The organism is Bacteroides togonis (genome assembly GCF_900130135.1).
GTDB classification, from domain to species: Bacteria; Bacteroidota; Bacteroidia; order Bacteroidales; family Bacteroidaceae; genus Bacteroides; species Bacteroides pullorum.
Map to the genome: position 1 here is coordinate 3854571 of NZ_LT670820.1, position 19359 is coordinate 3873929.

Genomic DNA, 19359 nt, shown 5'->3' on the forward strand with positions numbered 1-19359 from the left:
TGGCGGGGCTGGCGGTAGCAGGCGGCCATGCCCTGCCCCTTGAGCAGGACGGGGCGCAGGCCGGCGTCGGTGTAGAGGCGGTCGAGGCGGACAATCATGCGGTCGAGGCGGTCGTTGGCCTGCTCAATCTGGAGCGTCTGCGCCGCCCATTGCAGGTAAAGCGGACGGGGCGGGCGCAGGTCGGCAGGCAGGGTGTTCAGCCCGTCGAACACGACGGCCAGCAGCGACTGCGTATGCGCCAGCCGGTGGAACTCCTGCCACTGGGCGGGAGCCAGTCCGCGGAAGAGGGCCGCGTCGGCGGGCGTATTCCACAGCCCGGCACGGACAAGCGAAAAGAAGGCTTGCTGCATCATGGCGCGGTCAGCTGAGGATGCCGCAACGTTGCAGCGACTGGATGAAGGCCTCGGCGTCGCGACGCGCCTGTTCGGGGACGACATCGTAGCGCTCGGTCAGAGCGGCAGTCAGGGCGTCGGCGTCAAAATCTTTGTCGCGGAAACACTGCCACAGGTAGGCGGCCGTGCGGTTAAGGTTGATGATGCGGCTGAAGTCCACGTTCGTGGAGCCGTCGTGCATGACGATGTATTCCTCGCCAATCTGATGAAGCATGAATTCGGGTTTGATTTTCATATTCAATTATCCATTATCAATTATCCATTCTTATATTCTCCTGTATATCGCCAGTAACCACCGTCTGACGGGCGTGAGCCGCCGCCACCAGCGGGAGTAACGGAGCCAGACGGCACCGTCCGTGGGATACGTCCGCCCCTTGCGGATGACGGCGGTCAGCAGGCCGACGACGCGGCCGGTGTCTGTCCGCTCCGTCTGGTGCAGGTTGCCGTCGCCCAGCAGTATCAGCTCGTCGCCCCGACGACACACGATGCGGTGGAGCACATAGCGATGGTCGTCCGTCAGGGCCAGTACCACGGCACCGGGTTGCAACTGGGCGTCGGTGCAGGGACTCAGTACCACGCGGTCGCGGCGGTCGACGATGAACGGGGTCATGCTGTTGCCGCGCGCTGTCAGCGTCACCGTGTGCCCTTGGCGGATAAGCTCGGCCACCTCGGGGATGAGCAGGTCGTTGGGCAGGCTCTTCTTCATGACGGCTGTCCTCCTCTGGCTTGAGTGACGGTCTGCATGCTGAGACGTGCGGCGGCCTCATCGGGCAGGCACTTCAGATGGCAGACAGGGATGCGGGTGGCGATGCGCGTCACGGTGTCGATGATACCTTTATAGATGGCCGCGTCCTGTTTGAGGCATGAGCACGAGGGCAGCAAGGCGGCGAAGGCGTGCGTGGCCGTCAGGCGGCTGATGTCGTTGGCGGGCGCCTGCTCCAGGCGGACGAAAGCACCGACGGGCACCGACTCGTTCAGATAGCAGGGCGTCTTGCCACTCCAAGGCGTACCATAGACGGTGATTTCGCCCGTCTTGGGGTCGAGAGCCACCACGGGGTTGTCGTCGTTCAGCAGGCGGCTCCCTTCGATATGCTTCAGCCAGAGGCGGGTATGCGTGCTCTTGCCCGTGCCGCTCTTGCCCAGAAAAAGATAGCCACGCCCTTCGTAGCAGATGACAGAGGCGTGCACCATCAGCGTCCCCCGCTCGGCGGTAGCAAAGGTGTAGATCATCATCAGGAAGTTGTTCACCACGAACGGAGCCATCGGGTGCAGGGCTTCGGGCAGGTTGATGACGTTGCGACGGAAACGGTCGGTGCAGTCGGCATAAGCCTCGACGGTGAGGTTGTTCAGCGGAGCGATGCCGATGCGGTAGCTTCCGTCGGCCCGTCGCCGCAGGGTGCAGCGGGCGTTCTCCCATTCGAAAGAGACGGGTTGCGGGAAGGTGTCTTCGACGTCAGTGACGGCAGTAACCTCACTCGGGCAGATGTCCACTTCGATGACTTCCGCGGCCTTCTCTCTCTCCTCCACCGAGAGGACGAACGGGGCGAACGAAGGCAACAAGGCGGACGGCTCCAACGACTCGGCACCGCCGATGCGGAGAACGTGCGGCCCGACGCGATAGTAGGTATTTGTCTGATTCATTTACGCTTTGTTTAAGGCTTCAAAGATAAGCAGAATTGTTGATAATTAATAATTGATGGGCGAGAATTGTCCACAGTTCGCCGCGAATCGTTACCTTTGCAGGCTCAAACGAAAAAAGACATTGACTCTATGATATCTGTAGAAGGACTGAAAGTGGAATTCAACGCCACGCCCCTGTTCGAAGACGTGTCTTACGTCATCAACAAAAAAGACCGCATCGCCCTGGTGGGCAAGAACGGGGCGGGCAAATCGACCATGCTGAAGATACTGGCCGGATTGCAGCACCCCACGGCGGGTACGGTATCCATTCCCCGCGAGTGTACCATCGGCTATCTGCCGCAGGTGATGGTACTGAGCGACGAGCGGACGGTGATGCAGGAAGCCGAGCTGGCTTTCGAACACATCTTCGAGATGCAAGCCGACATCGAGCGCATGAACCAGGAACTGGCCGACCGCACCGACTACGAAAGCGAGGACTATCAGAAGCTCATCGACCGCTTCACGCACGAGAACGACCGTTTCCTGATGATGGGAGGCACCAACTATCAGGCCGAGATAGAGCGCACGCTCCAGGGCCTGGGCTTCAGCCGTACGGACTTCGACCGCCCCACAAGCGAGTTTTCGGGCGGATGGCGCATGCGCATCGAACTGGCCAAGCTTCTGCTCCGCCGCCCCGACGTATTGCTGCTGGACGAACCTACCAACCACCTGGACATCGAGTCCATCCAGTGGCTGGAGAATTTCCTTGCCACGCGCGCCAATGCCGTGGTGCTGGTCAGCCACGACCGCGCTTTCCTGAACAACGTCACGACCCGTACCATCGAAATATCCTGCGGACGCATCTACGATTACAAAGTGAAGTACGACGAGTTTGTCGTTCTACGCAAGGAGCGCCGTGAACAACAACTCCGTGCCTACGAGAACCAACAGAAGCAGATTGAGGATACCGAAGCTTTCATCGAACGTTTCCGCTACAAGGCTACCAAGGCCGTGCAGGTGCAAAGCCGCATCAAGCAGCTGGAGAAAATCGAACGCATCGAGGTGGACGAGGAAGATAACTCCGCCCTGCGCCTGAAGTTTGTCTGCTCCAGCCGTAGCGGAAATTATCCCGTCATCTGCGAAGATGTGACGAAAGCCTATGGCGACCACGTAGTTTTCCACGACGTCAACCTCACCATCAACCGTGGCGAGAAGGTGGCCTTCGTGGGCAAGAACGGCGAAGGTAAGTCTACGCTGGTAAAGTGTATCATGGGCGAAATTTCCGACTACACGGGTAAACTGACGCTGGGACACAACGTACAGATAGGCTACTTCGCGCAAAACCAGGCGCAACTGTTGGACGGCGAGCTGACGGTGTTCGACACCATCGACCGCGTGGCCGTGGGCGACATCCGTCTGAAGATTCGCGACATCCTGGGTGCCTTCATGTTTGGCGGCGAGGCGTCGGACAAGAAGGTGAAGGTGCTCAGCGGTGGCGAGCGCACCCGCCTGGCCATGATCAAGCTCTTGCTCGAGCCGGTGAACTTCCTCATCCTCGACGAACCGACCAACCACCTGGACATGCGCTCCAAGGACGTGCTGAAGGAAGCCATCCGCGACTTCGACGGCACGGTAATTATCGTGAGCCACGACCGTGATTTTCTCGACGGGCTTGCGACTAAGGTCTATGAGTTCGGCGGCGGAGTGGTGAAGGAACACTTGGGTGGCATCTACGACTTCCTGAAGAAGAAACAGATCGAGAACCTAAACGAATTGCAGAAGTCGCCTTCCCTGTCGGAGTCGCCTACGGGAGCCAAGAAACCGTCGGCGGCGGAAGCCCCCCAAGCCTCAGCGGGCCGCCTGTCCTACGAAGAGCAGAAGGAACTGAACAAGCGCCTGAAAAAGTTGGAGCGACGCGTAGCCGATTGTGAGGCCGAAATCGAACAGACAGAAGCCGCCATTGCCATCCTCGAGGAAAAGATGGCTACGCCTGAAGGAGCTTCGGACATGTCGCTCTACGAACAGCACCAGAAGTTGAAGCAACAGCTCGACCGCGTGATGGAAGAATGGGACGCCGCTTCGACCGAACTGGAGGAAGCCAAGAAATAAGCAAGAAAATGTAAACTTTTAAACAATAGAGATTATGAATTTGAAGTATTATTTCCCCGTTGCAGCCCTTTGCCTGGCATTGGCATCCTGCAACACAGGCAAGCAGCAGACGGCTCTGACCGCCGGCATCGACCTTGCCAACCTGGACACAACCAACCTGCCAGGTACGGACTTCTACCGCTATGCCTGCGGCGGTTGGATCAAGAACAATCCGCTGACCGACGAGTATTCCCAGTATGGCTCGTTCACCGTCCTGGCAGAAAACAACCGCAAGCAGATTCAGGGCCTTATCGAAGAACTGGCCGCTACGCAACACGAGGCAGGCTCTGTCGCACAGAAAGTGGGCGACATGTATAAGATTGCCATGGACAGCGTCAAGCTGAATCAGGAAGGCGTAGCTCCCATCAAGGCAGAACTCGACCAGATTGCCGCCCTGAAAGACAAGAAAGAGCTTTACCCGTTGCTGGCTGAGATGTACAAGAAAGGCATCGCTGCCTACCTCGCCATCTATGTAGGTGCCGACGAGATGAACAGCAACATGAACGCCGTGCAAATGGCCCAATATGGCCTGAGTATGGGCGACCGCGACTATTATCTGCTTGACGATGAAGCTACCGTGAAGATTCGCGAGGCCTTCAAGGAGCATGTAAAGAAAATGTATCAGCTGGCCGGCTTCGATGACGCTACCGCCGAGCAGGGCATGAAGGCCGTGATGGACGTGGAAACTCGTCTGGCCAAGGCCTTCCGTTCGCGTGTGGAGCTGCGTGATCCGCATGCCAACTACAACAAGATGGCGATGGCCGACATCAAGAAACAATATGCCGCTTTCGACTGGGATACCTATCTGAAAGGACTCGACCTGAACAATGTGAACGAAATCATCGTCGGCCAGCCCGCTTCGCTCGAGGCTTCAGTCAAGATTATCGACACCCTGCCCCTCGACCAGCAGAAGCTCTACCTGCAATGGAAGCTGATTGACGCCGCCGCCAGCTATCTGAACGACGCCATAAAGGAGCAGAACTTCGACTTCTATAGCCGCACGATGTCGGGTGCACAAGAGATGCAACCCCGTTGGAAGACGGCCGTAAGTGTGGTAAGCTCCATGCTGGGCGAAGCCGTAGGTCAAATGTATGTAGAGAGATACTTCCCTGCCGCCGCCAAAGAACGTATGGTAGGCCTTGTGAAGAACCTGCAGACAGCCTTGGGCGAACGTATCCAAGCCCTTGAATGGATGGGCGACTCCACCAAGGTGAAGGCTTTGGAGAAACTCTCTACCTTCCACGTAAAGATTGGCTATCCTGACAAATGGAAAGACTATAGCGCACTGGAAATCAAGGACGATTCCTACTGGGCAAACATCGAACGTGCCAACCTGTGGGGACATGCCGAGATGGTGGCCAAGGCCGGAAAGCCTGTTGACAAGGACGAATGGCTGATGACGCCTCAGACGGTAAACGCCTACTATAATCCGACAACCAACGAAATCTGCTTCCCTGCCGCCATCCTGCAACCGCCTTTCTTCGACATGAACGCAGACGATGCCTTCAACTACGGAGCCATCGGCGTGGTAATCGGCCACGAAATGACGCACGGATTCGACGACCAGGGCCGCCAGTACGACAAGGACGGTAACCTGAAAGACTGGTGGACGGAAGAAGACGCCAAGAAGTTCGAAGAACGCGCCAACGTGATGGTAGCTTTCTTTGACAGCATCGAGGTGGCTCCTGGTGTACATGCCAACGGCAAGATGACGCTGGGCGAGAACATCGCCGACCATGGTGGCTTGCAAGTTGCCTTCCAGGCCTTCAAGAACGCTACGGCTGGTGCTCCGCTCGAAGTGAAAGACGGCTTTACACCCGAACAGCGTTTCTTCCTGGCTTATGCAGGCGTATGGGCCAACAACATCCGTCCAGAGGCTGTACTTCAAATGACGAAAATCGATGTACACTCGCTGGGCGAATGGCGTGTGAACGGCGCCCTGCCTCACATCGGTGCCTGGTATGACGCCTTCGGCATTACCGACAAGGATCCGATGTTCATCCCCGCCGCCGAACGCGTGTCCATCTGGTAAAATATCTTTCATTGCCGAAACGCATGGCGTATCGGCAGGAAAACTTTTGAAAATGCCCGAACTTCTCGTTGTGGAAGTTCGGGCATTTCTTGTCAAACAGAAAAGCATCGTTTTCCGAAACGGAAAGCACTGCTTTTCGAGGAAGAAAGCAATGCTTTCCCAACAAGGGGCGACTGGGACGGGAAAAACATAAACCGCTCATTCTTTTAATTATAGTAAATTTCTTGCCAAGGTGTATATGGGTAAACCAACAAAATTTGTAACTTTGCGGGGTTATTATATAATACGCATAAAAACCATATAGCCATGACGGAAGCAAAGAGAATCAAAACAGCATTGGTATCTGTTTACCATAAAGACGGTTTGGACGAAATCATTACCAAACTGCACGAAGAAGGTGTGGAATTCCTCTCAACAGGCGGCACACGCCAGTTCATCGAAGGACTGGGTTATCCTTGCCGCGCGGTAGAAGAACTGACCACCTATCCGTCCATCCTGGGCGGCCGCGTAAAGACGCTCCACCCGAAAGTGTTCGGAGGCATCTTGTGCCGCCGCGACGTGGAGCAGGACCTGCAACAGATCGAAAAATATGAAATCCCCGAAATAGACCTCGTTATCGTAGACCTCTATCCGTTTGAGGCAACCGTAGCCAGCGGAGCACCCGAAGCCGACATCATCGAAAAAATCGACATAGGCGGCATCTCGCTCATCCGCGCCGCTGCCAAGAACTACAAGGACGTGGTCATCGTAGCTTCGCAGGCACAGTACCAGCCCCTGCGCGACATGCTGATGGAGCATGGCGCCACGACTTCGATTGAAGAGCGCCGCTGGTTTGCCAAGGAAGCTTTCGCCGTTTCGTCACACTACGACTCGGCCATCTTCAACTATTTCGACGGTGGCGAAGGAAGTGCCTTCCGCTACTCGGCCAACAACCAGAAGACCCTGCGTTATGGCGAAAACCCCCATCAGAAGGGATATTTCTACGGCAATCTGGACGAAATGTTCGACCAGATCCACGGCAAGGAAATCTCCTACAACAACCTGCTGGACATCAACGCTGCCGTAGACCTCATCAACGAATTCGGCAATGACACGACGTTTGCCATCCTGAAGCACAACAATGCCTGTGGTTTGGCTACCCGTCCGACGGTGCTCGAGGCTTGGAAAGATGCCCTGGCAGGCGACCCCGTATCAGCTTTCGGTGGTGTGCTCATCACAAACGCCGTCATCGACAAGGCTGCTGCCGAGGAAATCACGAAAATCTTCTTCGAAGTCATCATCGCTCCCGACTATGACGTGGACGCCCTCGAAATCTTAGGTCAGAAGAAGAACCGCATCATCCTGGCCCGCAAGCAGGGCGCACTGCCCACGAAGCAGTTCCGTTCGTTGCTGAACGGCGTACTGGTACAGGACCGCGACCTCAAGGTTGAGACCCCCGAAGACTTGAAAGTAGTGACCGTCAAGGCTCCTACCGCACAGGAAATCGACGATATGCTCTTCGCCAACAAGATTGTGAAGAACTCCAAATCGAACGCCATCGTCCTGGCCAAGGGACACCAGCTGCTGGCCAGTGGCGTAGGTCAGACAAGCCGTGTGGATGCGCTGAAACAGGCCATCGAGAAGGCCAAGAGCTTCGGTTTCGACCTGCACGGAGCCGTGATGGCCAGCGACGCTTTCTTCCCCTTCCCCGATTGCGTGGAGATTGCGGGCAACGAAGGCATCACAGCCGTCATCCAGCCGGGCGGAAGCATCAAGGACCAGCTGAGCTTTGACTACTGCAACGAGCATGGCATCGCCATGGTGACAACAGGTTTCCGTCACTTCAAGCACTAAAAATAATGAAGAATGAAGAACGAAGAATTTGAGCGCATCGAAGTGCCTGCCTGAATTCTTGTTTTCCGTTCTTCATTCTTAATTCTTCATTCTTAATTCTTCATTAAAAAGATGGGATTATTCTCTTTTACCCAAGAAATAGCCATGGACCTGGGCACGGCCAACACCATCATTACCTCCAACGGTAAGATTGTGGTAGACGAACCTTCGGTTGTGGCCCTCGACCGCCGTACGGACAAGATGATTGCCGTGGGCGAGAAAGCCAAGCTCATGCACGAGAAGACGCATGAGAACATCCGCACCATCCGCCCCCTGCGCGACGGCGTTATCGCCGACTTCTATGCCTGCGAGCAGATGATACGCGGACTCATCAAGATGGTAAACACCCGTCACCGTCTCTTTTCGCCTTCGCTCCGCATGGTCATTGGCGTGCCCTCAGGCAGTACCGAAGTGGAGCTCCGTGCCGTGCGCGACTCGGCCGAGCATGCTGGTGGACGTGACGTTTACCTCATCTTCGAACCCATGGCCGCCGCTATCGGTATCGGCATCGACGTAGAAGCGCCCGAAGGTAACATGATTGTGGATATAGGTGGTGGTTCGACCGAAATCGCCGTCATCTCGTTGGGAGGTATTGTATCGAACAACTCCATCCGCATCGCAGGCGACGACCTTACGGCCGACATTCAGGAGTACATGAGCCGCCAGCACAACGTGAAGGTCAGCGAGCGTATGGCCGAGCGTATCAAGATACATGTGGGAGCCGCCTTGACCGACCTGGGCGACGATGCCCCTGAAGACTATATCGTACATGGCCCGAACCGCATCACGGCCCTGCCTATGGAAGTGCCCGTATGCTATCAGGAAGTGGCCCACTGCCTCGAGAAATCCATCTCGAAGATCGAAACGGCTATCCTCAGCGCACTGGAGAACACACCACCCGAACTGTATGCCGACATCGTACACAACGGTATCTATCTGGCTGGTGGAGGCGCTCTGCTTCGCGGACTCGACAAGCGTCTGACAGACAAGATCAACATTCCTTTCCATATCGCCGAAGATCCTTTGCACGCCGTTGCCAAAGGTACAGGCATTGCGCTGAAGAATGTAGATCGTTTCTCGTTCCTGATGCGATAAATAATCAGCGGTTAGTGGTAAGCGGTTAACGGTGAGTAGCCATCTGAATGGGGATACTAACCGTTAACCCCTTACCACTAACCGTTCATCATTAACCACTAACCGTTATTTAAGATAAGAGACGTGCGTGACCTCCTTAACTTCCTGTTAAAATACAACCACTGGCTCCTCTTCTTGCTACTCGAGACAGTCAGCTTGTTTTTGTTGTGCAACACCGGTCCTTACCAGCACAGCGCGGCTCTTTCGTCCGCCAACCTGATTGCGGGAAAAGTCTACGAAGTAACGGGAAGCATCACGTCCTATTTCCACCTGAAGGATGCCAACGAAGACTTGCTCGACCGCAATGTATGGCTGGAACAACGAGTCTTGCAACTTGAAAGCGCTTTATCCGGATACGTAGGCGACTCTGCCGTCCGCCAAGCGCTGGATCGCTACATGCCGCCAGGCACAGGAATCGAACAAAGCTTCAAGGCGCATGTGATAAAAAACAGCCTGAACCGAACAGACAACTACATAACCCTCGACCAAGGGAGTGCAGCTGGTGTCAAGCCTGATATGGCCGTAGTAGGTGCAGCCGGTGTAGTAGGAATTGTTTACCGCACTTCTCCAAGCTATTCGTTGGTCCTTCCTCTGCTCAACAGTAAGTCCAGCATCAGCTGCAAGATCCAGGGAAGCGACTATTTCGGCTATCTGAAATGGGAAGGAGGCGATCCCCGCTATGCCTATCTGAAAGACCTTCCTAGACATGCAGAGTTCAATCTGGGCGATACCGTTGTCACCAGCGGATTTTCATCTGTCTTTCCACAAGGACTTATGGTAGGAGTCGTCGACGACATGGCCGACTCCAACGACGGGTTGTCTTACCTGCTCAGAATCAAACTTGCGACAGACTTTGGCAAACTGGGTTCTGTCCGTATCCTTGCCCGACGTGGCCAGGAAGAACAAAAAGCATTGGAACAAGAACAATGAGTTCTAAATTCAGAAATAAAAAAAATGACAATAACCTATCTACATAAAGCAGGATGGCTTGTCGCACTGGTTTTGTTGCAGGCATTGATATTGAACAACCTCCACATCGGCGGTTATGCCACCCCTCTCCTGTACATCTACCTGCTCTTGAAGTTTGAGGCAGACGTGCCGACAAACAGGCTGATGTTATGGGCATTCGTACTGGGGTTGATGGTCGATATCTTCTCAGACACCCCTGGATTGAATGCGACCGCAACAGTACTTCTCGCTTTCGTCCGTCCTACCCTACTGAGACTTTTCGTTCCCCGTGACCTCCAAGAGACACTTGTCCCTGCCATCCATACCATGGGAATAAATGTCTTCCTGAAATATGCGACCACAGCCGTGTTACTGCACCACGCCGTATTGCTCTCACTTGAATCATTCTCCTTCGCCCATCTGCCAGAGTTGTTACTGCGGATCATCTCCAGCACCCTCTTTACCATGCTTTGCGTACTGGCTTTAGAAATGCTCTTCCAAAAAGGTAAACGATGAAACGAACTAAAAAATAAACAGACTGATGGCGAAAGATTATACATTCGAAAAACGGAAATACATCCTCGGCGCAATTGTCGTTTGCATCGTCCTGATATACATTCTCCGTCTGGCAGGACTCCAGATCTTCTCAGACAAGTACAAGCGCTACGCCGACAGCAATGCTTTCCTCAATAAAATACAATACCCCTCACGTGGAGCCATTTACGACCGAAACGGCAAACTGCTCGTTTTTAACCAACCGGCCTATGACATCACATTCATTCCACGTGAAGTGACACAACTCGACACACTCGATTTCTGCCGCTCACTGGGAATCACACGCGAACAGTTCCTGCAACGCATGGAAGAAGTCCGCAACTTCCGTAAAAATCCGGGCTACTCCAAATACACCCCCCAAGTATTTATGACGCAACTTTCGGCCGAAGAATGTGGCGTGTTTCAGGAAAAGCTCTATAAGTTCCCCGGCTTCTCCATCCAACGACGCACCATCCGCCAGTACTCCTATAATTCGGCCGGTCATGTCTTGGGCGACATCGGCGAGGTATCCATGCGCGACATTGAAAAAGACGACTATTATATCCGCGGCGACTACATCGGCAAACAGGGAGTCGAACGTTCCTACGAAAAATACCTTCGTGGCGAAAAAGGCGTAGAAATCCTGTTGCGCGATGCGCATGGCCGCATACAGGGACATTATATGGACGGACAACTGGACCGTCCGTCGGTACCTGGCAAGAACCTGAAACTGGGTATCGACATCGATCTTCAAATGTTGGGCGAACGTCTGATGCAAAACAAAATAGGCGCTATCGTAGCCATTGAACCTAAAACGGGCGAAATTCTCTGCATGGTGTCTTCTCCCAGCTTCGATCCACACATGATGATCGGCCGGCAGCGTGGAAAAAACCACCAACTTCTGGAAAAGAATCGCCAAAAGCCTTTATTGAACCGAGCCATCATGGGTACCTATCCTCCCGGCTCAACTTTCAAGACAACACAAGGTCTGATCTTTTTGGAGGAAGGCATTATTCAGGAAGACACCCCTTTTCCATGCTCCCATGGCTTTATTCACCGCGGGCTGCGGGTCGGATGCCACGGACATGCAGCTCCCCTCCCGCTTATACCGGCCATTGCCACTTCGTGCAACTCCTATTTTTGCTGGGGATTATACAAAATGATCGGTGACAAGAAATACGGTTCTCCGCAGGAAGCGCTTACCGTATGGAAAGACGATATGGTGTCACAAGGCTTCGGCTACCAGCTGGGAGTAGACCTGCCAGGAGAACTACGAGGCTTCATCCCCAATTCACAATATTACGACCGCATCTACCAAGGCTCTTGGAACGGATTGACAATTATCAGTATCGCCATCGGCCAGGGAGAAATTCTGGCCACCCCATTGCAGATTGCCAATCTGGGAGCAACAATTGCCAACCGCGGCCACTTTATCACCCCACATGTCGTAAAAGAAATACAGGACAACCCGCTGGACAGCCTTTACCAGACAGTACGCACTCCGACAATCCGAAAGGAATATTACGAGGACATCGTGAAAGGTATGCGGGCAGCCGTTACGGGTAGTACAGGAAGCGGAACATGCCGGTTGGTAGGCACATTGCTTCCCGGAGTAGAAGCTTGCGGAAAGACCGGTACAGCACAGAATCCGCATGGCAAAGACCATTCCGTTTTCATGGGATTCGCTCCGATGAACGATCCCAAGATAGCCATCGTCGTCTATGTAGAAAACGGAGGTTGGGGAGCGACTTACGGTGTACCTATCGGTGCATTAATGATGGACCAATATCTGCATGGCAAACTTTCGCCACAGAACGAGATACTGGCCGAAGATTTCAGTAACCGAGTAATTATTTATGGTAACGAGGAGAGATAGCATTTGGAAATCGCTAGACTGGATGACGGTTGTCATCTATCTGCTACTGGTCATTTGGGGCTGGTTCAGTGTATGCGGTGCAAGTTATGATTATGTAGACCGCGATTTTCTGGACTTTTCCACCCGCGCAGGCAAACAGTTCGTATGGATTATCTGTTCCTTCGGTTTAGGCTTTGTATTATTGATGCTGGACGATATGTTCTATGATACCTTCGCCTATATCATATACGCGGGCATGCTGGTATTGTTACTCGTCACCATCTTCATTGCACCCGACACAAAAGGATCGCGTTCATGGCTCATACTGGGACCGGTAAGTCTGCAGCCGGCCGAATTTGCCAAATTCGCTACGGCACTGGCTTTAGCCAAATTTATGGGAGCTTATGGCTTTGTTCTCCAAAACTGGCGCAACGTGCTGACCATTGCTTTCCTGATAGCCTGCCCCATGCTGCTCATTGTAGGACAGCGCGAGACGGGGTCAGCCCTGGTCTATCTGTCTTTCTTTCTGATGCTTTACCGCGAAGGTATGCCGGGGGCGATTCTGTTTGCCGGAGTATGTGCCGTAGTTTACTTTGTTGTAGGTATCCGCTACGCCGATGTCACGATGCTCCATGACTCCACTTCCGTGGGCGAGTTCGCCGTGTTGTGCCTCATTCTGATTTCCGCCCCTATCCTGCTTCAAGTCTATCAACGCAACCGTACCATAGTCAGTCAGATGACAATCACGTGTATTGCAGTGGTAGCCTTAGCCTGTGCCATATCCGGCTGGCTATGGACATTCAACGTGGTCTATGTGCTTTGGGGACTTTGCGCATGTGCTGCGGGATGGCTTGTATTTTTAGCCTTGCGCGAACGGCGGAAGATCTATGTACTTGTCTCGGCATTCATGATAGCCTCGGTAGGCTTCTTGTACTCGTGCGACTATGTTTTCAACCAGGTCCTGGAGCCTCATCAGCAGATCCGCATCAAAGTAGTACTGGGGTTGGAAGAAGACTTGGCCGGTGCTGGCTATAATGTCAACCAGTCGAAAATCGCCATCGGCTCGGGCGGTCTTTGGGGCAAAGGTTTCCTGAATGGAACACAAACGAAACTGAAATACGTGCCCGAGCAGGACACCGATTTTATTTTTTGTACGGTAGGTGAAGAGGAAGGATTCGTAGGCTCGGTATTCGTACTGTTGCTCTACATGTGCCTGCTCTTGCGTCTGATCCATTTGTCCGAACGCCAGCCTACCGTCTCGGGACGTGTCTATGGATACTCCGTGCTAGGAATCTTCTTCTTCCACCTGTTTATCAACATAGGCATGGTACTTGGCCTGACACCAGTCATCGGCATCCCGCTTCCGTTCTTCAGTTACGGCGGTTCTTCTTTATGGGGATTTACTATTCTGCTGTTCGTATTCCTGTGGATCGATGCGGGGCGTGGGAAGAGGATGAGATAACCATCCTGACTCCAACATCGCTCACGCCTTGCAGAAGTGAGTCTTGCATAACTGGCAACAAGACAAAACGGCAAGTGGCAGGTGTATCCAGCCGAACCGTCGTCACGTAGGATGCGTTATGATAAAGATTGGCAAACCCTTCTCCTGTCCACCGTCCTTCGCTATCGGCCAGCATCAATCGCAAGGTATCTGTACGGACAAGAGAATCCGCCGGAGAAGACAACATGCTGGTCAATGACAGAGCCAGATTGCGGTAAGGATAATTATTGCCATGACGCACATCCACATAGACATCCAGGCTTTTGTCGGGAACCGTAACAGTGGTTGTAAAGGACAGGGTGTCGTTCTTTCTCCACCCCCTGCCCTCTACAGCCTCATAATGGCTATACACGACGTTTTCTCCACAAGCCGTCAACAGGATTACGGCTGCCGTTGCCGTCACAAGCCGCATTACATCAACCTTGTGCATTACCGCTTCCTTTTTCTTCCCGCTTGCCATCATTCTTATCCGCAGGCTTGGCGTTCTTTTTCGACCTGTTGCGGCGGTTTTTCGGGCGTGAAGGTTCGGCCGTTTTTTCTGTCGAGGCCTCTTTATTTTCTTTCTTGCCCTCTACCGGAGCCTGTGCAGTTCCTTCCTGCTTTGCTTCTTGAGCCTGTACATCACCGCCTCCTTTATTTTTCTTCTTTTTCTTCTTGCCTTCTCCGTTTCCGCCACCTTTGTTTTCGTTGCCCCCTTTTCCTTTGCGGTTGCGATCAAAGCGGGTCACGCTTTCCTGTTCCAACAAGTCGGCCGAAACCTGCTTCTTTTCATTATCCGCTTCTGCCAACGTATCAGGCGCCGCTCCTTTGCGATTCATATTGATTACTTCAAAAGCACGGCGAGCAGGAATGGTAACCAAGTTGGCAGGAATAGACTTATCACTCGAATAGGTCACCTGTCCGGCCAGAATATCCGCCTTAAAGTAGAACCACTCGGCATCCTTGGTACGCAGCGTAATCTCCTTGCTGGGCAATCGTTTCTGAGCTTCGACATAGACATCCACCTCATAGTTGAGGCAACATTTCAGTTTGGCACATTGCCCGGCCAGCTTCTGCGGATTGGGCGAAATGTCCTGATAGCGTGCGGCTCCTGTAGAGACAGATACAAAACTGGTCATCCACGTGGCACAGCACAACTCACGGCCACAGGGTCCTATGCCTCCAATGCGTCCGGCCTCCTGACGGGCTCCGATCTGTTTCATTTCGATACGTACCCTGAAAGCCTCGGCCAGCACCTTGATGAGCTGACGGAAATCCACACGACCTTCGGCTATATAATAGAAGATGGCCTTATTACCGTCGCCCTGATACTCCACGTCACCGATTTTCATGTCCAGCCCCAGGCTGAGTGCTATTTGCCGGGCACGTATCATGGTAGAATGCTCGCGCGCCTTGGCCTCAGCATACTTCTCCATATCAGCCGCTTTAGCCTTACGGTAGATACGGCGGATATCTGCTTCGTTGCGCACTCCGGTTTTCTTCATCTGCAGGGGTACAAGGCGGCCAGTCAAAGTCACGACACCGATATCGTGGCCAGGTGTAGCCTCAACCGCCACAATATCTCCTTTCGCCAGTTCCAGGCGGTTGGAATTGCGGAAATAGCCTTTCCTCGTATTCTTGAACTGCACTTCGACATACTCCGACTCGGCTTCATTGCCGGGAATGTCTGCCAGCCAGTCATACGTATTCAGCTGCCTGTCCTGCCGTCCGCAACTGCGGAGGCAAAGCCGCCCGCTTCCGTTATGTAGTGTAAAATCAGTCATAATGTATAATTTTCAATTCTCAATTTTTCATTTTAATCAGCACCGTCATGTTCAGTATCAGATCGAAGAACACCATTCGCGGATTCACATTCTGCTGGATGTGTTCCTGAGCCTTGCCGAGCAGGTCGGTCATCCCGACGATGTTCCGCTCGTTGACGAAAGGAGCAAAACGCGTGGCAAACTGCTGTTCGTCAGGTCCCATATAGTTCATTTCTCCCCGGTGGAAGTTTGCAATAAAATTCTCACGTACCATCCGCTGGGCATATTCCAGAAACATCTTCTGCCGTTCACGACCCAAGACAGCCACCTGCTCACTCCAGGCCTTCATGCCACGTATGTCACGCTGCCAGGCCAGACGCATCAGCCGGGTAAAAAGTTCAAAACACAAAGCCTGCTCGCCGCTCTGCCCCATCATTTCCAACACCTTCAGGAAACTTCCGTCAGCCCTGTGAGCCATCGAATGCGCCTCTTCCTTGGTCTGTCCGTATCGGGTTGTCAACACACGGACCATGTCCTCTTCCTCAATGCGGGGCACGTAGATACGCTGCGTGCGGCTCACGATGGTGGGCAGCAACCGTTCGGGCTCTTCACTCACCATCAGAAAAGCGGTCCGCTCGGGCGGTTCTTCCAGCAACTTCAACATCTTGTTGGCACAAGCCTCGTTCATGCGTTCGGGAAGCCACACCACAACGACCCTCCATCCGCCTTGGCTGGACTTCAGACTCAGTTTGCGAAATGTCTGGTCGCTTTCGGGAGCATAAATCAAAGGTTGCGTATTTCCGGCGTCTATCAGTTCCATCCAGTGCCCCAGGTCGGTATAGGTACTTTCCATGAGCATCTTCCGCCACAAAGGCAGGTAGTCGTCGCTCACCTTCTTGTTGTTCACGATGGGAAAGACAAAATGTACGTCAGGATGAGCCAGTTTTTCCCACTGACGACACGAGACACACTGTCCACAAGCTTCCCCGCCTTCGGGGTGCATGCAGCACAGACGCCGTGCCAGCGCCAGCGCCAAAGGCAGCTTTCCCGCTCCCCTCGGCCCCGTCAACAGCAGCGCATGGGCCGTACGCCCCTGCTCCACCTCCGCTTTCAGGCGGCCGATTACTTCTTTCTGCCCTATAACATCCCCGAAACTGAACATGCCATTCTCAATTTTCCATTCAAAAAATCTGTTTCGCCACCTCGCGTATGCTGTCTTCAGCCGCCACAGAATAGAAATGCAGGCTCGGTACGCCGTGGGCCATCAGCTCGCGGCATTGGCGCACGCACCACTCGATACCCACCTGCTTCACCTGTTCGTCGTTCTTGCAACGCTCCACTTCCTCAGCCAGTTCCTGCGGGATGTCCACTTTGAATGTCTTGGGAATGATGCTCAACTGTGCAGCACGTTTCAGGGGCTTGATGCCCGGTATGATAGGCACCGTAATACCCGCCTTGCGGGCACGCTCCACGAAGTCGAAGTAACGGTTGTTGTCATAGAACAACTGCGTCACGGCATACTGCGCACCGGCATCCACCTTCCGTTTCAGCCACATCAGGTCGCTCTCCAGGTTGGGAGCCTCGTCATGTTTCTCGGGATAACAGGCTACGCCGTAGCTGAAGGGTGTGCGCGTCACGGTCATCGGACTTCCATCCTCGAAGATTCCCTGGTTGAAACGGTTGATCTGTTCTTCCAGTTCGATGGCATGTGAATACCCACCCTCTTCGGGCACAAAGCGCGCCTCGTGCTTCGCCTTGTCGCCGCGAAGCACCAGCAGGTCGGTGATACCCAGGAACTGAAGATCCAGCAGGACATACTCCGTGTCCTCGCGCGTAAATCCGCTGCACAACAAGTGGGGAACCGTAGTCAGTCCGTATTTGTTCTGTATGGCTGCCGCCACGGCTACCGTGCCCGGTCTGCGTCTCAGGCGCTTCCGCTGGTAAAGTCCGTTGCCCAGTTCCTGATAGACATACTCGCTCCGGTGGGTGGTGATATTGATGTATTTGGGGTCGAACTCGCGCAGGAGGTCTATGGTGGCGTACAGCTTCTCGATGCCTGTCCCCTTCAGAGGTGGAAGCACCTCAAAGGAGAAGGCGGTATGCTGGTTGCTGTTTATCAAGTCTACTACTTTCATTGGCTATGCCGTTTGTTTAGTTATTCTGCAATGCGCCCATAAGCGCATATTGGGACAAAAGTAAGAAAAAACTAACAAACAACAGGGCTTTTTCCTCGATTTCTTTATTTCTTCAATGCTGTCATCGGATAGCAAACGATATCGTTCAGAACCTTTTTACCTGTATTTCTCCCATAAATAACGAAGCGGGCTAAGCAGCCGTGCCGTCACACTCCGCTCGTCGGCCAAAATCTGTGCTGTTCCCGCCAGTTCACCTCCGAAGTCCAGCCGTTTGCCGTAGGACGTGCGCAAGTCCTGCGGCAAGCTTACAGTCACCGTGTACATTCCTTCCTCATCGGCCAGCAGCGACACCGTCTGTACACACCCCGTCAGGAAACCGAATTCCATATACGGATACCCCGCCACACTGATATTCACCCGCTGCCCCGGCCTCACTTTCCCCGAACCCGATTCCGGCAGTTTGATTTTCCCGATGACAGCCCCCATGTCTTCGGCTACGACCGAAAACACCTTGTCACCGCTGTTCACATTCTGGTTCTTCTGCCATACGTTATTATAGGACAGAATCCCTTCCGCCGGACTGACGAACAGGAAAGACAGTTCCCAGTCGCCTATCTGCGTCTTCAGTTCGCCCAACGCCGCTTTCAGGGCGGTCAGCTGCGTGTTCTCTTCCCGCTCCCGTTCCATTTCCGTCTCTATCAGGCTCTGCTCCAGCTGGGCTTTCTGAATGCGCGCTGTAGACAGTGAAGTCATCAGTTGTTCCGTTCCCTGCCGTTTGGACAGCAGTTCCTGTTGCGCCTTCTCATATTCCGCCTTGGCTGTCAGGCCACTCTCGTACAGGCCTTTCTCCCGGGCGTGCACAGTCTCTGCAATGGTACTTTGCCGCTTGTCCAGCTCCACCTGCCGCTGCAGGTGCCCGATGTAGGTACGGTATTCCTTCAGTTCCCGCGCCGTCGCCTCCAGCTTCTGCCGGTACAGGTCCAATGCCAGAAAGTTGCGATAGTCCGTCAAGCTTCTCAAAAACGAGGCATAAGCCGTCTGTATGCTTCCCAGTGCCCGTTTTTCGGGAAAACGTACAGCCCGTACACAGCTGTCTGTCACGGTGAATGCCGCCAGTTCCTCTTTCAGTGCCAGTACGTCGGCCGTCACTGCCGGATTGTCGAGTACGGCAATGATGTCGCCTGCCCTCACCGAATCCCGATCGTGCCGATACAGTTCCTTCAGCTTGCCGCTTCCCTTGGCCACAATCCACACCGGCGGATGTTCGGTGGTCACCGTCACGGTAGCGTCCACCGTGTCGGGATACTTGAAGAAGCATCCGCCCACAAAAATAAGGGCCAGCACTCCGAAGAACACCGTGATGCCCCATCGTACCAGCGCATGCGGAGGCCGTGTCAAAATCTCCTGCACTTCCTCGCTCCTCAGTTCTATCTCTTTCTGTTCCAT

16 protein-coding genes and 2 pseudogenes are annotated in these 19359 nt (G+C 53.9%); 9 read left to right on the plus strand and 9 right to left on the minus strand.

Annotated elements, in window-relative coordinates; translation table 11 throughout:
• The 4 genes from BQ8005_RS16315 to BQ8005_RS16330 form a co-directional block, all read right to left on the minus strand.
• The coding region (locus BQ8005_RS16315; RefSeq protein WP_234984072.1) for a nucleotidyltransferase family protein at positions 1–353 on the minus strand (353 nt) is incomplete at its 3' end.
• A 7-nt stretch (positions 354–360) separates the two neighbouring features.
• On the minus strand, positions 361–627 hold the full coding sequence (locus tag BQ8005_RS16320; protein WP_075318773.1) for a PqqD family protein: 267 nt from the start codon (positions 625–627) through the stop codon (positions 361–363).
• Between the two features lie 30 nt (positions 628–657).
• Positions 658–1098, minus strand: coding sequence for a S24/S26 family peptidase (locus tag BQ8005_RS16325; protein ID WP_075318774.1), 441 nt, complete (start codon positions 1096–1098; stop codon positions 658–660).
• On the minus strand, positions 1095–2033 hold the full coding sequence (locus BQ8005_RS16330; RefSeq protein WP_075318775.1) for a hypothetical protein: 939 nt from the start codon (positions 2031–2033) through the stop codon (positions 1095–1097). Before BQ8005_RS16330 ends, BQ8005_RS16325 begins: the two co-directional genes overlap by 4 nt.
• A gap of 129 nt (positions 2034–2162) precedes the next feature.
• Between BQ8005_RS16330 and BQ8005_RS16335 the strand changes: the two genes are divergently transcribed.
• The 9 genes and pseudogenes from BQ8005_RS16335 to rodA (BQ8005_RS17955) form a co-directional block, all read left to right on the plus strand.
• The gene (locus BQ8005_RS16335; protein WP_075318776.1) at positions 2163–4121 is read left to right on the plus strand and encodes an ABC-F family ATP-binding cassette domain-containing protein; all 1959 of its coding nucleotides are present in this window, start codon (positions 2163–2165) and stop codon (positions 4119–4121) included.
• A gap of 34 nt (positions 4122–4155) precedes the next feature.
• Positions 4156–6192 carry a M13 family metallopeptidase gene (locus BQ8005_RS16340; RefSeq protein WP_075318777.1) on the plus strand — a complete coding sequence of 679 codons (2037 nt, stop codon included), beginning with the start codon at positions 4156–4158 and terminating at the stop codon, positions 6190–6192.
• Positions 6193–6498: 306 nt separating this feature from the next.
• Positions 6499–8025, plus strand: coding sequence for a bifunctional phosphoribosylaminoimidazolecarboxamide formyltransferase/IMP cyclohydrolase (gene purH, locus BQ8005_RS16345; protein ID WP_075318778.1), 1527 nt, complete (start codon positions 6499–6501; stop codon positions 8023–8025).
• Positions 8026–8136: 111 nt separating this feature from the next.
• A complete protein-coding gene (locus BQ8005_RS16350; protein ID WP_021848740.1) occupies positions 8137–9159 on the plus strand; it encodes a rod shape-determining protein in 1023 nt (340 codons plus the stop codon).
• A gap of 123 nt (positions 9160–9282) precedes the next feature.
• On the plus strand, positions 9283–10128 hold the full coding sequence (gene mreC, locus BQ8005_RS16355; RefSeq protein ID WP_075318779.1) for a rod shape-determining protein MreC: 846 nt from the start codon (positions 9283–9285) through the stop codon (positions 10126–10128).
• Positions 10129–10152: 24 nt separating this feature from the next.
• Entirely contained in the window at positions 10153–10662 is a 510-nt protein-coding gene (mreD, locus tag BQ8005_RS16360) for a rod shape-determining protein MreD (RefSeq protein ID WP_075318780.1), read from the plus strand.
• A gap of 25 nt (positions 10663–10687) precedes the next feature.
• Positions 10688–12556, plus strand: coding sequence for a penicillin-binding protein 2 (gene mrdA, locus BQ8005_RS16365; protein ID WP_075318781.1), 1869 nt, complete (start codon positions 10688–10690; stop codon positions 12554–12556).
• Positions 12537–13224: pseudogene (gene rodA, locus BQ8005_RS17950) on the plus strand (rod shape-determining protein RodA); the annotation flags it as partial. The gene mrdA and the pseudogene rodA (BQ8005_RS17950), both read left to right, overlap by 20 nt.
• A 23-nt stretch (positions 13225–13247) precedes the next feature.
• Positions 13248–13997 (plus strand): annotated as a pseudogene (rodA, locus tag BQ8005_RS17955) (rod shape-determining protein RodA); the annotation flags it as partial.
• On the opposite strand, the gene BQ8005_RS16375 reads toward rodA (BQ8005_RS17955), so the two are convergent.
• From BQ8005_RS16375 to BQ8005_RS16395, 5 genes are all read right to left on the minus strand, one after another.
• Entirely contained in the window at positions 13939–14466 is a 528-nt protein-coding gene (locus BQ8005_RS16375) for a gliding motility lipoprotein GldH (protein WP_159436286.1), read from the minus strand. The pseudogene rodA (BQ8005_RS17955) and the gene BQ8005_RS16375 sit on opposite strands and share 59 nt — an antisense overlap.
• Complete coding sequence (locus BQ8005_RS16380) at positions 14453–15799, minus strand: PSP1 domain-containing protein (RefSeq protein ID WP_075318784.1); 1347 nt, start codon at positions 15797–15799, stop codon at positions 14453–14455. Before BQ8005_RS16380 ends, BQ8005_RS16375 begins: the two co-directional genes overlap by 14 nt.
• 19 nt (positions 15800–15818) lie before the next feature.
• Positions 15819–16940, minus strand: a complete 1122-nt coding sequence (holB, locus tag BQ8005_RS16385) for a DNA polymerase III subunit delta' (RefSeq protein WP_021848747.1) — start codon at positions 16938–16940, stop codon at positions 15819–15821.
• A gap of 19 nt (positions 16941–16959) precedes the next feature.
• On the minus strand, positions 16960–17913 hold the full coding sequence (metF, locus tag BQ8005_RS16390; protein WP_075318785.1) for a methylenetetrahydrofolate reductase [NAD(P)H]: 954 nt from the start codon (positions 17911–17913) through the stop codon (positions 16960–16962).
• Positions 17914–18069: 156 nt separating this feature from the next.
• Complete coding sequence (locus tag BQ8005_RS16395; RefSeq protein WP_075318786.1) at positions 18070–19359, minus strand: HlyD family secretion protein; 1290 nt, start codon at positions 19357–19359, stop codon at positions 18070–18072.

Coding starts and splice junctions, on each gene's coding strand:
- BQ8005_RS16325 (WP_075318774.1), bottom strand. CDS start 1,098: ATGAAGAAGAGCCTGCCCAACGACCTGCTCATCCCCGAGGTGGCCGAG.
- BQ8005_RS16380 (WP_075318784.1), bottom strand. CDS start 15,799: ATGACTGATTTTACACTACATAACGGAAGCGGGCGGCTTTGCCTCCGC.
- BQ8005_RS16340 (WP_075318777.1), top strand. CDS start 4,156: ATGAATTTGAAGTATTATTTCCCCGTTGCAGCCCTTTGCCTGGCATTG.
- mrdA (WP_075318781.1), top strand. CDS start 10,688: ATGGCGAAAGATTATACATTCGAAAAACGGAAATACATCCTCGGCGCA.
- purH (WP_075318778.1), top strand. CDS start 6,499: ATGACGGAAGCAAAGAGAATCAAAACAGCATTGGTATCTGTTTACCAT.
- BQ8005_RS16350 (WP_021848740.1), top strand. CDS start 8,137: ATGGGATTATTCTCTTTTACCCAAGAAATAGCCATGGACCTGGGCACG.
- BQ8005_RS16330 (WP_075318775.1), bottom strand. CDS start 2,033: ATGAATCAGACAAATACCTACTATCGCGTCGGGCCGCACGTTCTCCGC.
- holB (WP_021848747.1), bottom strand. CDS start 16,940: ATGTTCAGTTTCGGGGATGTTATAGGGCAGAAAGAAGTAATCGGCCGC.
- metF (WP_075318785.1), bottom strand. CDS start 17,913: ATGAAAGTAGTAGACTTGATAAACAGCAACCAGCATACCGCCTTCTCC.
- BQ8005_RS16320 (WP_075318773.1), bottom strand. CDS start 627: ATGAAAATCAAACCCGAATTCATGCTTCATCAGATTGGCGAGGAATAC.
- BQ8005_RS16395 (WP_075318786.1), bottom strand. CDS start 19,359: ATGGAACAGAAAGAGATAGAACTGAGGAGCGAGGAAGTGCAGGAGATT.
- mreD (WP_075318780.1), top strand. CDS start 10,153: ATGACAATAACCTATCTACATAAAGCAGGATGGCTTGTCGCACTGGTT.
- BQ8005_RS16335 (WP_075318776.1), top strand. CDS start 2,163: ATGATATCTGTAGAAGGACTGAAAGTGGAATTCAACGCCACGCCCCTG.
- BQ8005_RS16375 (WP_159436286.1), bottom strand. CDS start 14,466: ATGCACAAGGTTGATGTAATGCGGCTTGTGACGGCAACGGCAGCCGTA.